Source organism: Pseudomonas sp. S10E 269 (assembly GCF_002798465.1).
Classification (GTDB): Bacteria; Pseudomonadota; Gammaproteobacteria; order Pseudomonadales; family Pseudomonadaceae; genus Aquipseudomonas; species Aquipseudomonas pergaminensis.
Genome location: NZ_PHIJ01000001.1, coordinates 4,928,675 through 4,948,363 on the forward strand (window position 1 = coordinate 4,928,675; position 19,689 = coordinate 4,948,363).

At 59.1% G+C, this 19,689-nt stretch carries 18 protein-coding genes; 3 read left to right on the forward strand and 15 right to left on the reverse strand.

The window, feature by feature from the left end:
• Positions 1-57: 57 nt before the first annotated feature.
• The 11 genes from CWC48_RS22910 to CWC48_RS22960 all read right to left on the reverse strand — a co-directional run bounded on the left by CWC48_RS22910 (position 58) and on the right by CWC48_RS22960 (position 12,457).
• A complete protein-coding gene (locus CWC48_RS22910) occupies positions 58-732 on the reverse strand; it encodes an NADH-quinone oxidoreductase subunit B family protein (protein WP_012724951.1) in 675 nt (224 codons plus the stop codon).
• A 10-nt stretch (positions 733-742) separates the two neighbouring features.
• On the reverse strand, positions 743-1,156 hold the full coding sequence (locus CWC48_RS22915) for an NADH-quinone oxidoreductase subunit A (protein ID WP_003219575.1): 414 nt from the start codon (positions 1,154-1,156) through the stop codon (positions 743-745).
• Positions 1,157-1,812: 656 nt separating this feature from the next.
• Positions 1,813-3,138, reverse strand: coding sequence for an isocitrate lyase (aceA, locus tag CWC48_RS22920; protein ID WP_025858968.1), 1,326 nt, complete (start codon positions 3,136-3,138; stop codon positions 1,813-1,815).
• A gap of 492 nt (positions 3,139-3,630) precedes the next feature.
• Complete coding sequence (locus tag CWC48_RS22925; RefSeq protein WP_100490396.1) at positions 3,631-4,368, reverse strand: secretin N-terminal domain-containing protein; 738 nt, start codon at positions 4,366-4,368, stop codon at positions 3,631-3,633.
• 228 nt (positions 4,369-4,596) lie between these two features.
• Complete coding sequence (locus CWC48_RS22930; protein ID WP_100490397.1) at positions 4,597-5,019, reverse strand: GNAT family N-acetyltransferase; 423 nt, start codon at positions 5,017-5,019, stop codon at positions 4,597-4,599.
• Positions 5,012-6,178 (reverse strand): cupin domain-containing protein, encoded by a 1,167-nt coding sequence (locus CWC48_RS22935; protein ID WP_099491829.1) that lies wholly within the window; start codon positions 6,176-6,178, stop codon positions 5,012-5,014. The genes CWC48_RS22930 and CWC48_RS22935 overlap by 8 nt, the downstream gene beginning before the upstream one ends.
• An 84-nt stretch (positions 6,179-6,262) precedes the next feature.
• Complete coding sequence (gene purB / locus CWC48_RS22940; RefSeq protein WP_010209589.1) at positions 6,263-7,633, reverse strand: adenylosuccinate lyase; 1,371 nt, start codon at positions 7,631-7,633, stop codon at positions 6,263-6,265.
• A 125-nt stretch (positions 7,634-7,758) separates the two neighbouring features.
• A complete protein-coding gene (gene hflD / locus CWC48_RS22945; RefSeq protein ID WP_028616800.1) occupies positions 7,759-8,382 on the reverse strand; it encodes a high frequency lysogenization protein HflD in 624 nt (207 codons plus the stop codon).
• Complete coding sequence (mnmA, locus tag CWC48_RS22950) at positions 8,379-9,503, reverse strand: tRNA 2-thiouridine(34) synthase MnmA (RefSeq protein ID WP_100490398.1); 1,125 nt, start codon at positions 9,501-9,503, stop codon at positions 8,379-8,381. Before mnmA ends, hflD begins: the two co-directional genes overlap by 4 nt.
• 59 nt (positions 9,504-9,562) lie before the next feature.
• Entirely contained in the window at positions 9,563-10,009 is a 447-nt protein-coding gene (locus CWC48_RS22955) for an NUDIX hydrolase (RefSeq protein WP_078049032.1), read from the reverse strand.
• A 222-nt stretch (positions 10,010-10,231) separates the two neighbouring features.
• Positions 10,232-12,457: an NADP-dependent isocitrate dehydrogenase gene (locus tag CWC48_RS22960; protein ID WP_078049031.1), complete on the reverse strand. Its 2,226-nt coding sequence runs from the start codon at positions 12,455-12,457 to the stop codon at positions 10,232-10,234.
• 493 nt (positions 12,458-12,950) lie between these two features.
• On the opposite strand from CWC48_RS22960, the gene icd reads away from it, so the two are divergent.
• Positions 12,951-14,207 carry an NADP-dependent isocitrate dehydrogenase gene (gene icd / locus CWC48_RS22965; RefSeq protein WP_028616796.1) on the forward strand — a complete coding sequence of 419 codons (1,257 nt, stop codon included), beginning with the start codon at positions 12,951-12,953 and terminating at the stop codon, positions 14,205-14,207.
• 76 nt (positions 14,208-14,283) lie between these two features.
• Here the strand turns inward: icd and cspD are convergent, their stop codons facing one another.
• The gene (cspD, locus tag CWC48_RS22970) at positions 14,284-14,550 is read right to left on the reverse strand and encodes a cold shock domain-containing protein CspD (RefSeq protein WP_100490399.1); all 267 of its coding nucleotides are present in this window, start codon (positions 14,548-14,550) and stop codon (positions 14,284-14,286) included.
• A gap of 219 nt (positions 14,551-14,769) precedes the next feature.
• Here cspD and clpS point away from each other — a divergent pair, with 219 nt between their 5' ends.
• Both clpS and clpA read left to right on the forward strand, forming a co-directional pair.
• Positions 14,770-15,138 (forward strand): ATP-dependent Clp protease adapter ClpS, encoded by a 369-nt coding sequence (clpS, locus tag CWC48_RS22975; protein ID WP_005789091.1) that lies wholly within the window; start codon positions 14,770-14,772, stop codon positions 15,136-15,138.
• A gap of 29 nt (positions 15,139-15,167) precedes the next feature.
• Entirely contained in the window at positions 15,168-17,438 is a 2,271-nt protein-coding gene (gene clpA, locus CWC48_RS22980) for an ATP-dependent Clp protease ATP-binding subunit ClpA (RefSeq protein ID WP_078049029.1), read from the forward strand.
• Positions 17,439-17,635: 197 nt separating this feature from the next.
• Here the strand turns inward: clpA and infA are convergent, their stop codons facing one another.
• The 3 genes from infA to aat all read right to left on the reverse strand — a co-directional run bounded on the left by infA (position 17,636) and on the right by aat (position 19,398).
• Complete coding sequence (gene infA, locus CWC48_RS22985; RefSeq protein ID WP_002553999.1) at positions 17,636-17,854, reverse strand: translation initiation factor IF-1; 219 nt, start codon at positions 17,852-17,854, stop codon at positions 17,636-17,638.
• Positions 17,855-17,954: 100 nt separating this feature from the next.
• Positions 17,955-18,662, reverse strand: coding sequence for an arginyltransferase (locus CWC48_RS22990; protein ID WP_078049028.1), 708 nt, complete (start codon positions 18,660-18,662; stop codon positions 17,955-17,957).
• 55 nt (positions 18,663-18,717) lie between these two features.
• The gene (gene aat / locus CWC48_RS22995; RefSeq protein ID WP_100490400.1) at positions 18,718-19,398 is read right to left on the reverse strand and encodes a leucyl/phenylalanyl-tRNA--protein transferase; all 681 of its coding nucleotides are present in this window, start codon (positions 19,396-19,398) and stop codon (positions 18,718-18,720) included.
• Between the last annotated feature and the right edge of the window lie 291 nt (positions 19,399-19,689).

The window sequence follows — 19,689 nt, forward strand, 5'->3', positions numbered from 1 at the left end:
TCGGTCAACGTAAAGAATGAAGCCAGGTTTTCGTTCTATAAAAGAAGCGGTGCTGGATCAGACTTCGTCGGGGCTGCGCAGGTTGGTGACTGCGATTCGCTGTTCGCGGCGCTGTTCCTTTTGCGAAGGCATCTCGGCGCGGTACACGCCTTGATCACCGACGACCCAGGAAAGCGGGCGACGCTCCTTGCCAATCGATTCTTGCAACAGCATCAAGCCTTGCAGGAATGCTTCAGGGCGGGGCGGGCAGCCAGGCACGTAGACGTCCACGGGCAGGAACTTGTCCACCCCTTGAACGACGGAGTAGATGTCGTACATGCCACCGGAGTTGGCGCACGAACCCATGGAGATAACCCACTTTGGCTCGAGCATTTGCTCGTAGAGACGCTGAATGATCGGCGCCATCTTGATAAAGCAGGTTCCGGCGATAACCATGAAATCCGCCTGGCGCGGCGATGCCCGGATAACCTCGGCGCCAAAGCGCGCGATGTCGTGGGGCGCCGTGAAGGCGGTGGTCATTTCCACGTAGCAGCACGAAAGACCGAAGTTGTACGGCCACAGGGAGTTCTTACGTCCCCAGTTGACCGCGCCACTCAGCACGTCTTCCAGCTTGCCCATGTAGATGTTTTTGTGGACTTGATCTTCTAACGGATCGGAAACGGTTTCCCGTTCGCCGATAGGGTACTGATCGTTAGGAGCATCCGGGTCGATCCTGGTGAGATTGTATTGCATCGCCAAAGCCTCATTGTTTCAGCTTCGCTTGCCGCTTACGACGAGCTTCCGGAGCCCAGTCAAGGGCGCCCACTCGGAATAGGTAGACAAGGCCTGCCAACAGAATTGCTATGAAAACGAGGGCTTCGACGAATCCGGTCCAGCCGCTTTCGCGGACGGACACAGACCAGGCAAAGAGAAAGAGGGCTTCGATATCGAAGATCACGAACAGCATCGCGACCAGATAGAATTTGGCTGAGAGCCGCAAGCGGGCGCCACCTGTAGGCAGCATGCCGGACTCGAACGGTTCATTTTTGCTGCGGCCCCAGGCTTTTGACCCGAGGAGGCTGGAAACACCGAGCATGAAGGCGCAAAGGCCGACAACACCGAGGAGGAAAATGGCAAAGCCCCAGTTGTGGGCCATGAGTCCTGTCGCTTCGGTCATGCTGGAAATCCTTAACAGAGAGCAAAGGTCTCTGAGCTCGAAAAAGTAACGATGCAGTGACGATATGTCGCACTGCAATCAATCGCGGTGATTTTATGGCTAAACACCGGGCAAGTAAAATTCCGATAGCGAAATTATTCGATGGAATAAGGACATAGTGCACCTTCTTGGGGCTGCAGCCCTTGCAGTGTGGGCATTAGCGCGCTTTTGAACAATTAAGTTTTGTTTCACAGGTAACGAAGTTTTTATGCGCCAAATGATAATGACTATTGTTTGCGCGGGGTTTAAGCGAATGGTTCTCGTGTGGCGGGGGAAGTTGCCGTTACTTGCTTGAATGCCGCTAGTTGCTGCAACAGATCTTTTAACCGATTTGAATCAGGCAAATACCGCTCTGGATCAATGTTTTGCGCAAAACCTTCAACTCGGCGCGTTCCCTGTGGGAGCCGGGCTTGCCCGCGATGGCGGTGCATCAGATATGAATGTGGTGTCTGACCCAACGCTATCGCAGGCAAGCCAGCTCCCACATTTTGATCGGTGTTGTGTCAGTCGAATGTTTACCAGCGCAAAAAAAACGCCCCGAACAGGTCGGGGCGTGATTGTTGTGCGGCACTGCGGTTAGCTCTTCCTTGGGGCCGCAGTGGCCGTGTACGCGGTGTTTAGTGGAACTGCTCTTCTTCGGTCGAACCGGTCAGCGCGGTCACGGACGAGGTGCCGCCCTGGATCACGGTGGTCATGTCGTCGAAGTAGCCGGTGCCCACTTCCTGCTGGTGAGCCACGAAGGTGTAGCCCTTGGCGGCGTCAGCGAACTCTTGCTCTTGCAGCTTCACGTAGGCGGTCATGTCGTTGCGGGCGTAGTCGTGCGCCAGGTTGAACATGCTGTGCCACATGTTGTGAATGCCGGCCAGGGTGATGAACTGGTGCTTGTAGCCCATGGCGGACAGTTCGCGCTGGAACTTGGCGATGGTCGCGTCATCCAGGTTCTTCTTCCAGTTAAAGGAAGGCGAGCAGTTGTAGGACAGCAGTTGGTCCGGGTATTCCTTCTTGATCGCTTCGGCGAAGCGACGGGCTTCGTCCAGGTCTGGCTTGGCGGTTTCGCACCAGATCAGGTCGGCGTATGGCGCGTAGGCCAGGCCGCGAGCGATGGCCTGGTCGAGACCGGCGCGCACTTTATAGAAGCCTTCCTGGGTACGTTCGCCGGTTACGAACGGCTGGTCGTACGGATCGCAGTCCGAGGTCAGCAGGTCGGCGGCGTTGGCGTCGGTACGGGCCAGGATGATGGTCGGCGTGCCGGCAACGTCAGCAGCCAGGCGGGCGGCGGTCAGCTTCTGTACGGCTTCCTGGGTCGGAACCAGTACCTTGCCGCCCATGTGGCCGCATTTCTTCACGGACGCCAGTTGGTCTTCGAAGTGCACGCCGGCAGCGCCCGCTTCGATCATGCTCTTCATCAGTTCGTAGGCGTTGAGGACACCGCCGAAACCGGCTTCTGCGTCGGCCACGATAGGCGCGAAGTAGTCGATGTAGCCTTCATCACCCGGGCCTTTACCGGCTTTCCACTGGATCTGGTCGGCACGGCGGAACGAGTTGTTGATGCGCTTGACCACGGTCGGAACCGAATCCACCGGGTACAGCGATTGGTCGGGGTACATGGATTCAGCGGAGTTGTTGTCCGCCGCCACTTGCCAGCCGGACAGGTAGATCGCCTGGATACCGGCTTTCACCTGCTGGACTGCCTGGCCGCCAGTGAGGGCGCCCATGCAGTTGACGAAATCTTTGTCGGGACGGAAGGAAGGCTTGGCACCTTGGGTCACCAGGTTCCACAGCTTCTCGGCGCCGAGTTTTGCAAAGGTGTGCTCAGGTTGGACCGAGCCACGCAGGCGGACGACGTCAGCAGCGGAATAAGCGCGGGTCACGCCTTTCCAGCGTGGGTTTTCAGCCCAGTCTTTCTCAAGGGCTGCAATTTGCTGTTCGCGTGTCAGTGCCATGGAAGTAAACCTCGTCGCGTGTTCTTGTGGTGGAAAAAATCCATTTGCCAGCCCTGCATTCAAATGCGTGGGCAGGGCTGCTCGCTGACCAGAAGCTTAGGCGGTCATGTCGGGTCTGGCGGGGAATGCGACGGGATGAACAAGTGGCGGGAGGGTGGAGTAGGTACAGGCGGACCGAGAACAGTCTCCGGGCGTCGTGGGCCCTCGGGTGCTCAACAGCGTGTAGCCGGGTTACCTGGTTAGCTTCCGTCCCTCGGGACAACTTCGTTCCAGTCGCAACCTCGTCAAACACGCCTTGTGGGCGGTACAGACACGAATCGGCTCAGGTGGGTAGCTTAGAGCGGCGATCCGAAGGCCCTTGCCAGGGCCCCTGATTAGCGGGAGCGAGGCCATCATGCCCATGCTTTTTTGGATCGTCAAATGTTTTGTAGTGCTTTTTTTCGAGCACTACATCTTTAGTCTAATACGACTCATCAGTCATTTTTTGGTGCTTCAGTTCAGGGTGTCGACCTTGACCCGCACAGTCAGGTCATCGCGGCCCTGAGTAGAGTAGCTGCGGGTTGTAGCGGATTTGTCGGCCTGGGTCTCGCGATTGATGCCGGCCAGGGTGATCCATTCGCCCAAGCGTCCGCTGACAGTTGTGTCGGTGCTTTGTACATTCACTACATCGGGACGTTCCTGGCTCATGCGGTCACGGTTGGTACTGATCGCCAGGTGTACGGTCTCACCGGTGACGCTCGCCGTCACGTAGAAGCCTTGGGTTACGTTGCGATACTGGGTCTGGTTTTGCAGGCGGCCGTAGCTGTCCTGTTGGGTAGTGGTCAGCGGTACGCTCTGGCCGACCTGGATCAGCGCGGGCACACCTTCGCTGGCCTGGATCTGCTGGATACCGCCGTCTCGGCTAGTGGTGCCATAGCTGATGATGCGGGTCTGGCTGTCGCCGCTGTTCTGCTGGTTGTTTTCGTTGGTGTCGACGGTGATCAGCAGGCGTTTGGCGGGAGTGTCCAACTGGGAGAGCAGGGCGCGCAGGTTCTGGATCTTGCCAGGGGCGGCATTCACGATCAGCTGGTTGCCGTAGGCGCTGACGGTACCGTCCTTGCCGATGAAATTCTGCGCCACGGGGAGCAGGTCGGCGCTGGTGCGGTTGCTCAGGTTGACGACTTCGGTGTCGGCCATGGCCGAGACACTGGCGGTCAGGAGGAGGACGGTGAGCAGGGTGCGTAGGGACATGTCCGTTATCTCTGCGAGTCAAAGGCTGGATAGTGCCAGTTTGTCGGCCTGGCAGGTCGCAAATTGAATCGTAGACGGCAAAATGCCCTGGCAGTGCAGGGCATTTATGGTGCTGCTGATATCGCTTTCGCAGGCAAGCCAGCTCCCACATTTGACCGCATTCCAAGGAGTGTACTCGGTCAAGTGTGGGAGCTGGCTTGCCTGCGATGCAGGCGACGCGGTGTCGGATCAGTCCCCGCGCACCATGTCTACATGCGGAATCCCGACTTCAAGGAATTCGTCACTGACGATCTTGAAGCCCAGCCGCTCATAGAACGGCGCAGCATAAACCTGCGCACTCAGGAACTGTCGGGTCTGGCCGCGTTTCTCGGCCACGCCGATCACCGCTTCCATCAGCTTGTCGCCGACCTTCAGCCCGCGCCAGTCCTTGAGGACCGACACGCGTCCGATCTCGCCGCTGGGCAGCAGGCGCGCAGTGCCAATCGGAAAATCGCCTTCGAATGCAAGGAAATGCACCGCGCCGGCGTCATCCGCGTCCCATTCCAACTCCGGTGGAATCGATTGTTCAGCGATAAAGACCGCTTCACGAATGCGCCGAATCTCGGCGATATCCTTTTGCCAGTCCGCGACACTTACGTGAATCCTATTCATCGGCAAATCCCAGGCTTCCTTGCTTGACCAGTTCGCACAGCAGGTCGCGGCCGTCTTCGTCAGCCAGCCAGTCGCCGAGGTTTTCGCTGTGCAGCGCATCGGCCGAGCACACCAGCTTCAGCAGTTCACGCAGCTTGCCGGGCAGGTAACGGCTCTGGCCGCTGGCGAACAGCAGTACGTCATCGTCAACTTCGGACCAGGCCAGGCGCGCGCTTGGGTTGCGCACCAGGATCGCGCCGTCTTGCAGGCTGCTGAGGAAGTCTTCTTCGCCCAGCTCTTCGCCGGCCACCAGTTCCGGGTAGCGCGGCTCGGTCATGAACTGGCCGAACCAGGTCAGCAGCATGCGCTCGTCGCTCATGTGTTCGGCCAACAGGCTCTTTAGGCGGTCCAGCGCATCGCCCTGGATCTGGTGCGGGTCGCTGACCGGCTGGGCGTCGGCGTCGGTGTAGCGCTCTTCGTCCGTCAGGTACTGGCTGAGGAAGTCGGTGAAGTGGGTCAGCACTTCGGCGGCGCTCGGTGCACGGAAACCCACGGAGTAGGTCATGCAGTCATCTTCGGCAATACCGAAGTGCGCCAGCCGCGGTGGCAGGTAGAGCATGTCGCCCGGTTCCAGCACCCATTCGGCGCTTTCTTCGAATTCGGCGAGGATGCGCAGGTCGGCGTGTTGCAGTAGCGGGCTTTCCGAGCTGCACATCTGGCCGATCTTCCAGTTGCGCTTGCCCTGGGCCTGCAGCAGGAACACGTCGTAGTTATCGAAGTGCGGGCCGACGCTACCACCCGGCGCGGCAAAGCTGATCATTACGTCGTCGATGCGCCAGCTTGGCAGGAAGCGGAACTGCTCCAGCAGCTCGGCGACTTCTGGCACGAACTGGTCGACCGCTTGCACCAGCAGGGTCCACTCGCGCTCGGGCAGGGTGCTGAACGCATCTTCGGCGAACGGGCCGCGACGCAGTTCCCACGGACGCTCGCCGTGTTCGATCACCAGGCGCGACTCGACTTCTTCTTCCAGCGCCAGGCCGGCCAGTTCGTCGGCGTCGATCGGGCTTTCGAAATCAGGGATGGCCTGGCGGATCAGCAGCGGCTTTTTCTGCCAGTAGTCGCGCAGGAATTCCCGTGCCGTGATGCCGCCCAGAAGTTGAAGAGGGATATCAGGATTCATGTGTAACCTATTGAAAAAAAGCACTTTTCAGACTGGAATAAAAACGCCCGGCGCGGCCGGGCGTCTCAAAGGGTCGAGCGATGATCAGATGCGCTTGGCTTGCTCTACAGCGTTGCCGATGTAGTTGGCCGGGGTGAGCAGTTTCAGCTCGGCCTTGGCCGCGGCTGGCATGTCCAGGCCGTCGATGAAAGTCTGCAGTGCTTCAGGGCTGATGCCCTTGCCGCGCGTCAATTCTTTCAGCTTCTCGTACGGGTTTTCGATGTTGTAGCGACGCATCACGGTCTGGATCGGCTCGGCCAAGACTTCCCAGCACGCATCCAGGTCAGCGGCGATCTTCTGCTCGTTGAGCTCAAGCTTGCTGATGCCTTTGAGGCTGGCTTCGTACGCGATCACGCTATGGGCAAAACCCACGCCGAGGTTGCGCAGTACGGTGGAGTCGGTCAGGTCGCGCTGCCAGCGGGAGATCGGCAACTTGCTGGCCAGGTGCTGGAACAGGGCGTTGGCGATGCCGAGGTTGCCTTCGGAGTTTTCGAAGTCGATCGGGTTGACCTTGTGCGGCATGGTCGACGAACCGATTTCACCGGCAATGGTGCGCTGCTTGAAGTAGCCCAGGGAGATGTAGCCCCAGATATCGCGATCAAAGTCGATCAGGATCGTGTTGAAGCGCGCAATGGCGTCGAACAGCTCGGCGATGTAGTCGTGCGGTTCGATCTGCGTGGTGTACGGGTTGAAGCCCAAGCCCAGTTCGTCTTCGATGAAGGCGCGGGCGTTGGCTTCCCAGTCGATCTCAGGGTAGGCCGACAGGTGGGCGTTGTAGTTGCCCACGGCGCCGTTGATCTTGCCCAGCAGCGGTACGGCGGCGACTTGAGCGATCTGGCGCTCCAGGCGGTACACCACGTTGGCCAGTTCTTTGCCCAGGGTCGTCGGCGAAGCCGGTTGGCCGTGGGTGCGCGACAGCATCGGCACGTCGGCGAAACGGATAGCCAGTTCGCGGATGGCGTTGGCGGTCTGGCGCATCAGCGGCAGCATCACATCATCACGGCCTTCGCGCAGCATCAGGGCGTGGGACAGGTTGTTGATGTCCTCGCTGGTGCAGGCAAAGTGGATGAATTCGCTGACCTGGGCCAGTTCCGGCAGCTTGGCCGCTTGCTCTTTGAGCAGGTATTCGATGGCTTTGACGTCGTGGTTGGTGGTGCGCTCGATCTCTTTCACACGCTCGGCGTGCTCCAGGGAGAAGTTTTCCGCCAGGGTGTTGAGCACAGCGTTGGCTTCGGCGGAAAAAGCCGGCACTTCGCTGATGGCGGGGTGAGCGGCCAGGCGCTGGAGCCAACGCACTTCAACCAGTACACGAGCACGGATCAGGCCGTATTCGCTGAAAATAGGGCGCAGGGCCTGGGTTTTGCCGGCGTAGCGGCCGTCTACAGGGGAAACCGCAGTGAGCGAAGAGAGCTGCATGGGGTGTTCTCGGACAGTCGGGCAACGAAATGGGGCGCGTATCATACATGAAAAAATCCGCCGGTCCGTTGCCAACTGACCGGCGTATTACGCGTAACGGCTTGAAAAAGGCCTGCTGGTGCGACTTATTCGTTGCGCATCAACGGGTAAAGCTCTTTGAGCAATTTGCGACGGCTGATCACCAATTGCCAACGATGACCGCCCAACTGGCGCCACAACCGCGCCGAACGAATACCGGCCAGGAGCAGGGCGCGGATTTTCGAGGCGTTGTTCGGTTGCTGCAGGTTGCGCATGTCGCCGTGGACCTGGATCCGCTGGCGCAAGGTGCTCAAGGTGTCCTGGTACAGCGCGCCACAGGCTGCGATCACGTTTTCGTGGGCCGGGCCGAAGTGTTCCACTTGGGACTGGATCTGCGGCAGACGCTTGCCGATGACCTCCAGCATGTCGTCACGCTTGGCCAGTTGACGCTCCAGGCCGAGCATCGACAGGGCGTAGCGCAGCGGCTCGCGCTGCAGGGTGCTGGGGTCGCGTTCCAGTGCGCCGATCAGCGCGCGGTAGCCTTCACGCAGCGCGAGGTCGTCGCCCCCGTAGACCTCCAGGGTGTCCTTGGGGTCGCGGATCAGCAGGCTGCCGAGCATGCAGGTCAGGCCCGCCTCGGTGACCTGGCCGGTCTTGGCGATCTTGTCCACCAGCACCGCGGCGAGGAATACCCCGCCGAGTGCCGTCAATTGCTCCTGGGTCGGGCTCATGCCGGGTTGCTCCAGGCTTCGGCCACTTCAATGACGCCGCCGCCCAGGCAGATTTCACCGTCATAGAACACCACGGACTGGCCAGGGGTGACCGCGCGTTGCGGGTCATCGAAGGTGGCGCGGTAGCCGGTGGCGGTTTTTTCCAGGGTGCAGGGCTGGTCGCCCTGGCGATAGCGCACTTTGGCGGTCAGGCGACGCGGCGTGCTCAGGTCGATCGGGTTGACCCAATAGATCTCGGAGGCGAGCAGGGCGCCGGAGAACAGCAGCGGATGTTCGTTGCCCTGGCCGACGATCAGCACGTTGTGCTCCAGGTCCTTGACCAGCACGTACCAGGGCTCTTCGCCGGCGTCTTTCAAGCCGCCGATGCCCAGGCCCTGGCGCTGGCCGATGGTGTGGTACATCAGGCCATGGTGGCGGCCGATGACTTCACCTTCAGTGGTCTTTATCTCGCCCGGTTGTGCCGGCAGGTATTGTTTGAGGAAGTCGCTGAAGCGGCGCTCGCCGATAAAGCAGATCCCGGTGGAATCCTTCTTCTTGGCGGTGGCCAGGCCGTGTTTCTCGGCGATCCTGCGCACTTCGGGTTTTTCCAGCTCACCCACCGGGAACAGGGTCTTGGCGATCTGTTCACCGCCGACGGCGTGCAGGAAGTAGCTCTGGTCCTTGTTCGGGTCCAGGCCCTTGAGCAGCTCGGTGCGGCCATCGATATCGCGGCGGCGCACGTAGTGGCCAGTGGCGATCAGGTCGGCGCCGAGCATCATGGCGTAGTCGAGGAACGCCTTGAACTTGATCTCGCGGTTGCACAGGATATCCGGGTTCGGCGTGCGGCCGGCCTTGTATTCGGCCAGGAAGTGCTCGAACACGTTGTCCCAGTACTCGGCGGCGAAGTTGGCGGTGTGCAGCTTGATGCCAATCTTGTCGCACACGGCCTGGGCGTCTGCCAGGTCGTCCATCGCGGTGCAATATTCCGTTCCATCGTCTTCTTCCCAGTTCTTCATGAACAGGCCTTCCACCTCATAACCCTGCTCCATGAGCAGAACGGCGGAAACGGAAGAATCCACGCCGCCGGACATGCCGACGATGACGCGCTTCTTTTGTGTGTCAGAAGGGGCTGGATCACGCATAGGGTTTCAACGGGTGTCTTGAAAAAGGACGCGATTCTATCAGGCTCAGGCCTTCAAGGCTAAAGAGAAGGGCGGATCAATTCGAGACTGTGGCAGTGGCCGGCCAGATAATCATCGATACAGCGGATGATCAGCTCGCTGCGCCAGTCGTCGCGCAGGTCCATCAGTTCGTCGCGGGTCAGCCAGCGGGCACGCAGGATCCCTTCGTCGAGTTGATAGTCAGGGTGGTGTTTCAGGGCTTTGGCGATGAAGCACACACGCTGGTAGGTCACGCCATTGCTGGGGGCGGTGTACAGGTAGATGCCGACGATGCCGCTGGCTTCGACGTCCCAGCCGGTTTCTTCGAGGGTTTCGCGAACCGCGGCTTGGATGAGGGTTTCATCCGGGTCGAGGTGGCCGGCAGGCTGATTGAGCACGGCGCGACCGCCTTTGAGCTCTTCGACCATCAGGAAGCGGCCGTTGTCTTCGACGATGGTGGCGACAGTGATGTGGGGTTGCCAGGTCATGGAAAGCCTCAATGAAGAATGCGACGCGGTCTTTGGGCAGGATTGCAGTCAATGTGGGAGCGGGCTTGCTCGCGAATGCAGGGTGTCAGTCGCTGCAGGTGTAGGCTGACCCACCGCATTCGCGAGCAAGTCCGCTCCCACATTTTGATTCAGTTTTTTCAGTTAAAGAGTAAAAACAGAAACCCCGGCACAGGGCCGGGGCTTTTTTGCAGCCTTACAACCTTACTTCAACTTGGCAATTGCCGCGTTAAGGGTGTTGCTTGGGCGCATGGCCTTGCTGGTCAGCTCTGGGTTCGGCGCGTAGTAGCCGCCGATGTCCACTGGCTTGCCCTGTACGGCGTTGAGTTCGGCAACGATGGTTGCTTCGTTCTCGGTCAGGGTCTTGGCCAGTTCGCCAAATTGCGCTTGCAGTGCAGTGTCTTCGGTCTGGGCGGCCAGGGCTTGGGCCCAGTACAGCGCCAGGTAGAAGTGGCTGCCGCGGTTGTCGATGTTGCCGACTTTGCGCGATGGCGACTTGTTGTTGTCGAGGAACTGGCCGGTGGCCTGGTCCAGGGTCTTGGACAGTACCAGGGCTTTCGGGTTGTTGTACGTCACACCCAAATGCTCAAGGGACGCGGCCAGGGCCAGGAACTCGCCCAAGGAATCCCAGCGCAGGAAGTTTTCTTCAACCAATTGCTGCACGTGCTTTGGAGCCGAGCCGCCGGCGCCGGTTTCGAACAGGCCACCGCCGTTCATCAGCGGCACGATCGACAGCATCTTGGCGCTGGTGCCCAGTTCCATGATCGGGAACAGGTCGGTCAGGTAGTCACGCAGCACGTTACCGGTCACCGAGATGGTGTCCAGGCCCTTGCGGGTGCGCTCCAGGGTGAACTTCATCGCGTCGACCGGCGACATGATGCGGATGTCCAGGCCTTCGGTGTTGTGGTCTTTCAGGTAAGCCTGGACCTTCTCGACCACGACGCCGTCGTGCGCACGTTTAGGGTCCAGCCAGAAAATGGCCGGGGTGTTGCTGGCGCGGGCACGGTTGACGGCCAGTTTGACCCAGTCCTGGATCGGCGCGTCTTTGGTCTGGCACATGCGGAAGATATCGCCGGCTTCGACTTTCTGTTCCATCAGCAGGTTGCCCTTGCTGTCGGTGACGCGGACTACGCCGTCAGCCTTGATCTGGAAGGTCTTGTCGTGGGAGCCGTACTCTTCGGCTTTCTTCGCCATCAGGCCGACGTTTGGCACGCTGCCCATGGTGGTTGGGTCGAAGGCGCCATTGGCCTTGCAGTCTTCGATGACTGCCTGGTAGATGGTGGCGTAGCAGCGATCCGGGATCACGGCCTTGGTGTCGTGCAGCTGGCCGTCGGTGCCCCACATCTTGCCGGAGTCACGGATCATGGCTGGCATCGAGGCGTCGACGATTACGTCGCTCGGCACGTGCAGGTTGGTGATGCCTTTGTCGGAGTTGACCATCGCCAGGGAAGGGCGAGCGGCGTAGACCGCCTGGATGTCCGCTTCGATCTGCGCTTGCTGCTCGGCCGGCAGGGCCTTGATGCGAGCGTACAGGTCGCCGATGCCGTTGTTCAGGTTGAAGCCGATCTGTTCCAGCACGGTGGCGTGCTTGGTCAGGGCGTCTTTGTAGAACTCGGCAACGATCTGGCCGAACATGATCGGGTCGGAGACCTTCATCATGGTGGCTTTCAGGTGAACCGACAGCAGCACGCCTTGTTGCTTGGCGTCTTCGATTTCAGCGGCGATGAATGCGCGCAGGGCTTTCTTGCTCAGTACGGCGGTGTCGATGATTTCGCCGGCCTGTACCGAGGTCTTTTCCTTCAGGACGGTGGCGGTGCCATCCTGCGCAATCAGCTCGATTTTGACAGCATCAGCGGCTTCGATCTGCACGGCTTTTTCGCTGCCGTAGAAGTCGCCGTTGCTCATGTGGGCGATGTGCGACTTGGAGTCGGCAGCCCAGGCGCCCATCTTGTGCGGGTGCTTGCGTGCGTAGTTCTTGACCGACAGCGGTGCGCGGCGGTCGGAGTTGCCTTCGCGCAGTACCGGGTTTACGGCGCTGCCCTTGACCTTGTCGTAACGTGCACGGGTTTCTTTTTCCGCGTCGGTGGTTACGGTTTCCGGGTAGTCCGGCAGGGCATAGCCCTGGGCCTGCAGTTCCTTGATCGCGGCTTGCAGTTGCGGGGTCGAGGCACTGATGTTAGGCAGTTTGATGATGTTGGCTTCAGGCGTAACGGCCAGGTCGCCCAGTTCGGCGAGGTGGTCCGGGATAGCCTTGGTGCCCAGTTGCTCGGGGAAGCTTGCGAGGATGCGCGCGGCGAGGGAGATGTCGCGGGTTTCCACGGCAATATCAGCGGAAGCGGTGAAGGCCTCTACGATAGGCAGCAATGAATAGGTGGCGAGGGCTGGGGCTTCGTCGGTGAAGGTGTAGATGATCTTCGAGCGGGTGGGCATATTCGGATTAACTCTCTTCTTTGCTGAAAGCGTGCGCAGAAACTCGAGATGCGCCGGGTGGAGCGCGTTCGTTCAAAGTCATCCATGAGCGAAATGTCGAGGTTTCTTCGCGGTGATGTTGGGTTGCATCAGTCGAGCGTCAAGCGGGTGGACTATTGTTTAGTCCGGCTTTTCTGGCGGAGGGCACTGTTATAGAGCGGTCGGCCGTCGTGACTCTTTGGTCAGCGGCGGCATTATACATAGGTCGCTATGCTTACGCCGAGCCTTCATACAAAAGGTGTGTCGTCCATTGGTCTAAAGGTCGCAGGGCCCAGGTTGCGACCAAAGTCGCACGATGTGCTCAAGATTGGCGATTTTGCCTTTGCTTTCAGGCTTGTAGGCGACAAATTATGCTGTTTTCGAGGCAAATGAGCATGGCGTGAGGTTTCAGTCGCCATTTATCTGGAGTAGGCTCGAACGCAGCCAGATGTTCAATCCATAGATGGAGTTCAGCATGGGATACAAGAAGATTCAGGTTCCGGCAGTCGGCGACAAAATCACCGTCAATGCAGACCATTCTCTCAATGTTCCTGACCAACCGATCATCCCTTACATCGAAGGTGACGGTATCGGCGTCGACATCAGCCCTGTGATGATCAAGGTGGTCGACGCAGCTGTTGAAAAGGCCTACGGCGGCAAGCGCAAAATCTCGTGGATGGAGGTTTATGCCGGCGAGAAAGCGACTCAAGTCTACGACCAGGACACCTGGCTGCCCCAGGAAACCCTGGACGCGGTCAAGGATTACGTGGTGTCCATCAAGGGCCCGCTGACCACGCCGGTCGGTGGCGGCATCCGTTCGTTGAACGTGGCCCTGCGTCAACAACTCGACCTCTATGTATGCCTGCGCCCGGTGCGCTGGTTCGAAGGCGTGCCCAGCCCGGTCAAGAAGCCTGGCGACGTGGACATGACCATTTTCCGTGAAAACTCAGAAGACATTTATGCTGGGATCGAATGGAAGGCCGGTTCGCCCGAAGCGATCAAGGTAATCAAGTTCCTTAAAGAGGAAATGGGCGTCACCAAGATTCGTTTCGACCAGGATTGCGGGATTGGCGTGAAGCCGGTCTCCAAGGAAGGGACCAAGCGCCTGGCGCGTAAAGCCCTGCAATATGTAGTGGATAACGACCGCGACTCACTGACCATCGTGCACAAAGGCAACATCATGAAGTTCACCGAAGGTGCCTTCAAGGAATGGGCCTACGAAGTGGCGGCCGAAGAATTTGGTGCCACACTGCTCGACGGCGGCCCGTGGATGCAGTTCAAGAACCCTAAGACCGGCAAGAATGTGGTGGTCAAGGACGCCATTGCCGACGCCATGCTCCAGCAGATTCTGTTGCGTCCGGCCGAGTATGACGTGATCGCCACCCTCAACCTGAACGGCGACTACCTGTCTGACGCCCTGGCGGCGGAAGTGGGCGGCATCGGTATTGCGCCGGGTGCCAACCTGTCGGACACCGTGGCGATGTTCGAAGCGACCCACGGTACTGCGCCTAAATATGCGGGCAAGGATCAGGTCAACCCGGGTTCGTTGATTCTGTCAGCCGAGATGATGTTGCGTCACATGGGTTGGACCGAGGCGGCGGATTTGATCATCAAGGGCACCAATGGCGCGATTTCTGCCAAGACTGTGACCTATGACTTCGAGCGTCTGATGGACGGTGCCACCCTGGTGTCTTCGTCTGGCTTCGGTGATGCGCTGATCTCGCACATGTAAGCGACGGGGGTAAAAAAACCGGCCATACCGTCAATGGAATGGTCGGTTTTTTATTGGGCGCCTGCTCGGTGGCCGATTAGGCTAATTGCTCTTTTGATTTTTGAGCGACGCCCTCTTTGGCTGTGCCGATGGTGACTGGCGCACTGATTTCGACTGCGTGCTTGCCTTTGGGCCCCTGAATAATGTCAAAGGAGACCGGCTGCCCCGCCTTCAGCGTTTTATAACCTTCCATTTTGATCGCTGAGTAATGCGCAAAAAGGTCTTCATCCTTGCCGTCTTCATTAATGAAGCCGTACCCTTTGGCATTGTTGAACCACTTGACCTTACCGCTTGCCATGCCCATATCCCTCTGCACCAGACTCCATCACTGGAGTATCATCCAGTTTATCCGTCCTAACCCGAATAAATAAGGTTGACTGCGCGGACCTTTTTTACCCACTGTGGGTTCTATTGGTTGTAACACCGTTTCGCCGATAGTCAAGGCGACCGATCAGTCAGGAGTTGAAATTCTGACAGGTCGCCCCCACCACTGTATTTGAACCACTGACGAACCTTTCTTTCCATGCATGCAAACAGCCAGATTCGACTAACATTCAATCAGGATCGACCGGATCAGGAACATGATGACGACGGTTCTGCAGGCATTGCTGTTCAGGAGGCCAAGCCTGCTCTCCAGGCGCCGCCGATGTACAAGGTGGTTTTGTTCAATGATGACTACACACCGATGGATTTCGTGGTCGAAGTGCTCGAGGTGTTTTTTAACCTGAACCGCGAGTTGGCGACCAAGGTAATGCTGGCCGTTCACACAGAAGGACGGGCAGTATGTGGAGTGTTTACCCGCGACATCGCCGAGACAAAGGCCATGCAGGTCAACCAGTACGCCAGGGAAAGCCAGCATCCGCTACTCTGTGAAATCGAGAAGGACGGTTAACGCCGACCACTTGGGTATGAGGTGAAGCTATGTTAAACCGCGAGCTCGAAGTCACCCTCAATCTTGCCTTCAAGGAGGCCCGTTCGAAGCGTCATGAATTCATGACCGTCGAACACCTGCTGCTGGCACTTTTGGATAACGAAGCTGCCGCCACCGTTCTACGTGCGTGCGGCGCCAACCTCGACAAACTCAAGCACGACCTGCAGGAGTTTATCGACTCCACCACGCCACTGATCCCCGTGCACGACGAGGACCGTGAGACCCAGCCAACCCTGGGCTTCCAGCGGGTATTGCAGCGTGCTGTTTTCCACGTTCAGAGCTCCGGTAAGCGTGAGGTCACGGGCGCTAATGTGCTTGTGGCGATTTTCAGCGAACAGGAAAGCCAGGCAGTGTTCCTGCTTAAACAGCAGAGCGTTGCCCGTATCGATGTCGTCAACTACATCGCCCATGGTATCTCCAAGGTGCCTGGGCACGGCGATCATTCCGAGGGTGAGCAGGATATGCAGGACGACGAGGGCGGTGAGTCTTCTTCTTCGGGCAATCCACTGGATGCCTATGCCAGCAACCTCAATGAACTGGCGCGCCAAGGGCGGATCGATCCGCTGGTGGGGCGTGAGCTTGAAGTTGAGCGTGTAGCGCAGATCCTTGCACGCCGTCGCAAGAACAACCCGTTGCTGGTGGGTGAGGCGGGCGTGGGCAAGACCGCGATCGCCGAGGGCCTGGCCAAGCGTATCGTCGATAACCAGGTCCCGGACCTGCTGGCCAACAGCGTCGTCTACTCCCTGGACCTGGGCGCCTTGCTCGCCGGGACCAAGTACCGTGGCGATTTCGAGAAGCGCTTCAAGGCGTTGCTTGGCGAACTGAAAAAACGCCCGCAGGCGATCCTCTTCATCGACGAAATCCACACCATCATTGGTGCCGGTGCGGCATCCGGTGGGGTGATGGACGCCTCCAACCTGCTCAAGCCGCTGCTGTCGTCGGGTGATATCCGCTGCATCGGTTCCACAACGTTCCAGGAATTCCGTGGCATCTTCGAGAAAGATCGTGCCTTGGCGCGGCGCTTCCAGAAGGTCGACGTGTCCGAGCCTTCGGTTGAAGACACCATCGGCATCCTGCGCGGGCTCAAGGGGCGTTTTGAAGCGCACCACGGCATCGAGTACACCGATGAGGCCTTGCGTTCAGCCGCCGAGCTGGCGTCACGCTACATCAACGATCGCCACATGCCTGACAAAGCCATCGACGTGATCGACGAGGCAGGCGCCTATCAGCGCCTGCAGCCGGTCGAGAAGCGGGTCAAACGCATCGACGTGCCTCAGGTCGAGGACATCGTGGCGAAGATTGCGCGGATTCCGCCAAAACACGTCACCAGTTCCGACAAGGAGCTGCTGCGTAACCTGGAGCGCGACCTCAAGCTCACCGTGTTCGGCCAGGATGCTGCCATCGACTCACTGTCCACTGCGATCAAGCTGTCGCGTGCGGGCCTCAAGTCGCCGGATAAGCCTGTTGGTTCGTTCCTGTTCGCCGGCCCGACCGGTGTCGGCAAGACCGAGGCGGCGCGGCAGTTGGCCAAGGCCATGGGTATTGAGCTGGTGCGGTTCGACATGTCCGAGTACATGGAGCGCCACACCGTGTCGCGCCTGATCGGTGCGCCTCCGGGCTATGTCGGTTTCGACCAGGGCGGCCTGTTGACCGAGGCGATCACCAAGCAGCCGCATTGCGTATTGCTGCTCGATGAAATCGAGAAGGCCCACCCTGAAGTCTTTAACCTGCTGCTGCAGGTGATGGACCACGGCACCCTGACCGACAACAACGGGCGCAAGGCGGACTTCCGCAACGTGATCGTGATCATGACCACCAACGCCGGTGCCGAAACGGCCGCGCGGGCTTCTATCGGCTTCGCGCATCAGGATCACTCGTCTGATGCCATGGAAGTGATCAAGAAGAGCTTCACGCCGGAGTTCCGTAACCGCCTGGATACCATTATCCAGTTTGGTCGCCTCAGCCATGAGGTCATCAAAAGCGTGGTGGACAAGTTCCTTACCGAGCTTCAGGCGCAGTTGGAAGACAAGCGCGTGCAGCTGGACGTAACGGACGCGGCGCGCAACTGGCTGGCAGAGGGTGGCTACGACGCAGCGATGGGCGCTCGCCCAATGGCACGTCTGATCCAGGACAAGATCAAGCGGCCATTGGCCGAAGAGATCCTGTTCGGCGAACTCTCCGACCATGGTGGCGTGGTGCACATCGACCTGAAGGACGGCGAGCTGACCTTCGAGTTCGAAACCACGGCTGAAATGGCCTGATAGCTGACCGCAACAAAGCAAAAGGCGCCGAAAGGCGCCTTTTTGCTGCGTGGATAAATGGGTGGGTCGCTATCTGTCGACCGGTGAAGATCAACTGTGGGAGCAGGCAAGCCAGCTCCCACAGGGTCAAGTGGCGACTGTTAAATGGCGCACACACAAAAACGCCCGGCATAACCGGGCGTTTTGTATTGACTTGCTTAGCGAGCGCGGTAAGTGATGCGCCCTTTGCTCAAGTCATAGGGCGTGAGCTCGACGCGCACTTTGTCACCGGTAAGAATACGAATGTAGTTCTTGCGCATCTTGCCGGAGATATGCGCGGTTACGACGTGCCCATTTTCCAACTCCACACGAAACATGGTGTTGGGCAGGGTGTCGACGACAGTGCCTTCCATTTCGAAGCTGTCTTCTTTCGACATGCAGTAAAGCCCTCGGTATCCAGTGAATGGCCCGGTGCAACTGCGCCAGGCAAAAGCGGCGTGCATTGTGCCCGAAAAAGGGTGTTCAAGCCAAGGGGTTCTAGTTAAGCGTGACCCATCTTTGATTAATCAGCAGTTCGATGGGCCGATATTGGGTCTTGTAATTCATCTTTTTGCAGTTCTTGATCCAGTATCCGAGGTACACCGCCTCCAGTTCCAGGCGCAGTGCTTCGCCAATCTGCCAGAGGATCGCGAAGCGTCCCAGGCTGCGACGTTCTTCGGTGGGCTCATAGAAGGTGTACACCGCCGACAGCCCGTTAGGCAGCAGGTCGGTCACGGCGACGGCCACCAATCGACCGTCTGCACGAAACTCGTAGAAGCGCGAGAAGGGCAGGTCGCGCACCAGGAACGTGGAAAACTGGTCGCGACTGGGCGGGAACATATCGCCGTCGGCGTGCCGTTCCTCGATATAGCGCTGGTAGAGGTCGAAGTATTCTTCGGTGAAGCGTGGCTTGGCCGGCGTCACCGTCAGGTCGGCGTTGCGTTTGAGGATGCGCTTCTGGTTGCGGTCCGGCAGAAACTGCGCCACGGGGATGCGTGCCGGTACGCAGGCATTGCAGTTCTGGCAGTGAGGCCGGTACAAGTGATCGCCGCTGCGCCGAAAGCCCATCTCCGACAGGTCGGCATACACATGCACGTCCATCGGCTGGCTGGGGTCGAGGAACAGCGTGGTGGCCTGCTCGTCGGGCAGATAGCTGCAAGAGTGGGGTTGAGTGGCATAAAACTTCAAACGCGCCAACTCGGTCATGATCAACCCTCGGGTAAGCTTTGAAATAAGTGTAAGCCAGGAGCGCGGAAGTCGCCTAGGAAACCCACGGTCTAGCGTTGGGCTGGTCCAGATGGTCGCGCAGGAAACCTGCGAAGTCGCTGCGGGATATGGCGCGGGCACCCAGGCTGTGCAGGTGATCGTTGGGCATCTGGCAGTCGATCAGTACAAAACCCCAGGCCTGCAATTGACGGGTCAATGTGGCAAAGCCGAATTTCGAGGCGTTGTCGGCATGGCTGAACATGGATTCGCCAAAAAACAGCTGGCCCATCGCCAGGCCATACAGGCCACCTACCAGTTCGCCGTCGTCCCAGACCTCTACCGAGTGCGCATAACCGCGCTGGTGCAGCTCCAGATAGGCGCCCTGGATGCTATCGGTAATCCAGGTGCCATCGGCATAGGCACGCGGTGCTGCGCAGGCCTGGATGACGGCGGCAAAGTCCCTGTCGAAGGTCACGCTGTAGCGCTGCTGGCGCAACAGTTTGGCCAGGCTGCGCGATACATGCAGTTCGTCGGGGAATATCACGGTGCGCGGGTCGGGCGACCACCAGAGGATCGGCTGACCCTCCGAGAACCAGGGAAAGCAGCCATGGCGGTAGGCCTGGATCAGCCGCTCGGCCGAAAGATCGCCACCGGCGGCCAGCAAGCCATTGGGTTCGCGCATGGCCTTGGCCAATGGAGGGAATGTGAGTGAATCGCGTTGTAACCAGGTCAGCATGGCATCCAGGCTTACGGAAGGGGAGGGGAGTGGCAGGTATGACACCTGCGTGCGCAGTGCTGATTATTGTCGACATGGCGCCATGGGGCCAGCCCGAATCGGCCGTTGGAGTGGATTAGCGTGAGCAGGTGTTTCTGCAACTCTGTGCATCAGGCGTGGTCGTAATCGGGGCTAGGCCATGCAGGCCTTTTGCCAAGCTTGCCTGGATGAGTAAAAACAGCTCATAAGCCTTTGTCAGCAAAGACAATGCATGCTCAAATTGAACATCTTGTGACACACCACTGGCGATGC

Bases quoted from the DNA above. Each gene is read 5' to 3' on its own strand.
- icd (WP_028616796.1), top strand. From the start codon at position 12,951: ATGGGATACAAGAAGATTCAGGTTCCGGCAGTCGGCGACAAAATCACC.
- clpS (WP_005789091.1), top strand. From the start codon at position 14,770: ATGCATGCAAACAGCCAGATTCGACTAACATTCAATCAGGATCGACCG.
- infA (WP_002553999.1), bottom strand. From the start codon at position 17,854: ATGTCGAAAGAAGACAGCTTCGAAATGGAAGGCACTGTCGTCGACACC.
- CWC48_RS22925 (WP_100490396.1), bottom strand. From the start codon at position 4,368: ATGTCCCTACGCACCCTGCTCACCGTCCTCCTCCTGACCGCCAGTGTC.
- CWC48_RS22960 (WP_078049031.1), bottom strand. From the start codon at position 12,457: ATGCCCACCCGCTCGAAGATCATCTACACCTTCACCGACGAAGCCCCA.
- CWC48_RS22990 (WP_078049028.1), bottom strand. From the start codon at position 18,662: ATGACCGAGTTGGCGCGTTTGAAGTTTTATGCCACTCAACCCCACTCT.
- CWC48_RS22910 (WP_012724951.1), bottom strand. From the start codon at position 732: ATGCAATACAATCTCACCAGGATCGACCCGGATGCTCCTAACGATCAG.
- CWC48_RS22915 (WP_003219575.1), bottom strand. From the start codon at position 1,156: ATGACCGAAGCGACAGGACTCATGGCCCACAACTGGGGCTTTGCCATT.
- clpA (WP_078049029.1), top strand. From the start codon at position 15,168: ATGTTAAACCGCGAGCTCGAAGTCACCCTCAATCTTGCCTTCAAGGAG.
- CWC48_RS22955 (WP_078049032.1), bottom strand. From the start codon at position 10,009: ATGACCTGGCAACCCCACATCACTGTCGCCACCATCGTCGAAGACAAC.
- aat (WP_100490400.1), bottom strand. From the start codon at position 19,398: ATGCTGACCTGGTTACAACGCGATTCACTCACATTCCCTCCATTGGCC.
- CWC48_RS22930 (WP_100490397.1), bottom strand. From the start codon at position 5,019: ATGAATAGGATTCACGTAAGTGTCGCGGACTGGCAAAAGGATATCGCC.
- cspD (WP_100490399.1), bottom strand. From the start codon at position 14,550: ATGGGCATGGCAAGCGGTAAGGTCAAGTGGTTCAACAATGCCAAAGGG.
- purB (WP_010209589.1), bottom strand. From the start codon at position 7,633: ATGCAGCTCTCTTCGCTCACTGCGGTTTCCCCTGTAGACGGCCGCTAC.
- aceA (WP_025858968.1), bottom strand. From the start codon at position 3,138: ATGGCACTGACACGCGAACAGCAAATTGCAGCCCTTGAGAAAGACTGG.
- hflD (WP_028616800.1), bottom strand. From the start codon at position 8,382: ATGAGCCCGACCCAGGAGCAATTGACGGCACTCGGCGGGGTATTCCTC.
- CWC48_RS22935 (WP_099491829.1), bottom strand. From the start codon at position 6,178: ATGAATCCTGATATCCCTCTTCAACTTCTGGGCGGCATCACGGCACGG.
- mnmA (WP_100490398.1), bottom strand. From the start codon at position 9,503: ATGCGTGATCCAGCCCCTTCTGACACACAAAAGAAGCGCGTCATCGTC.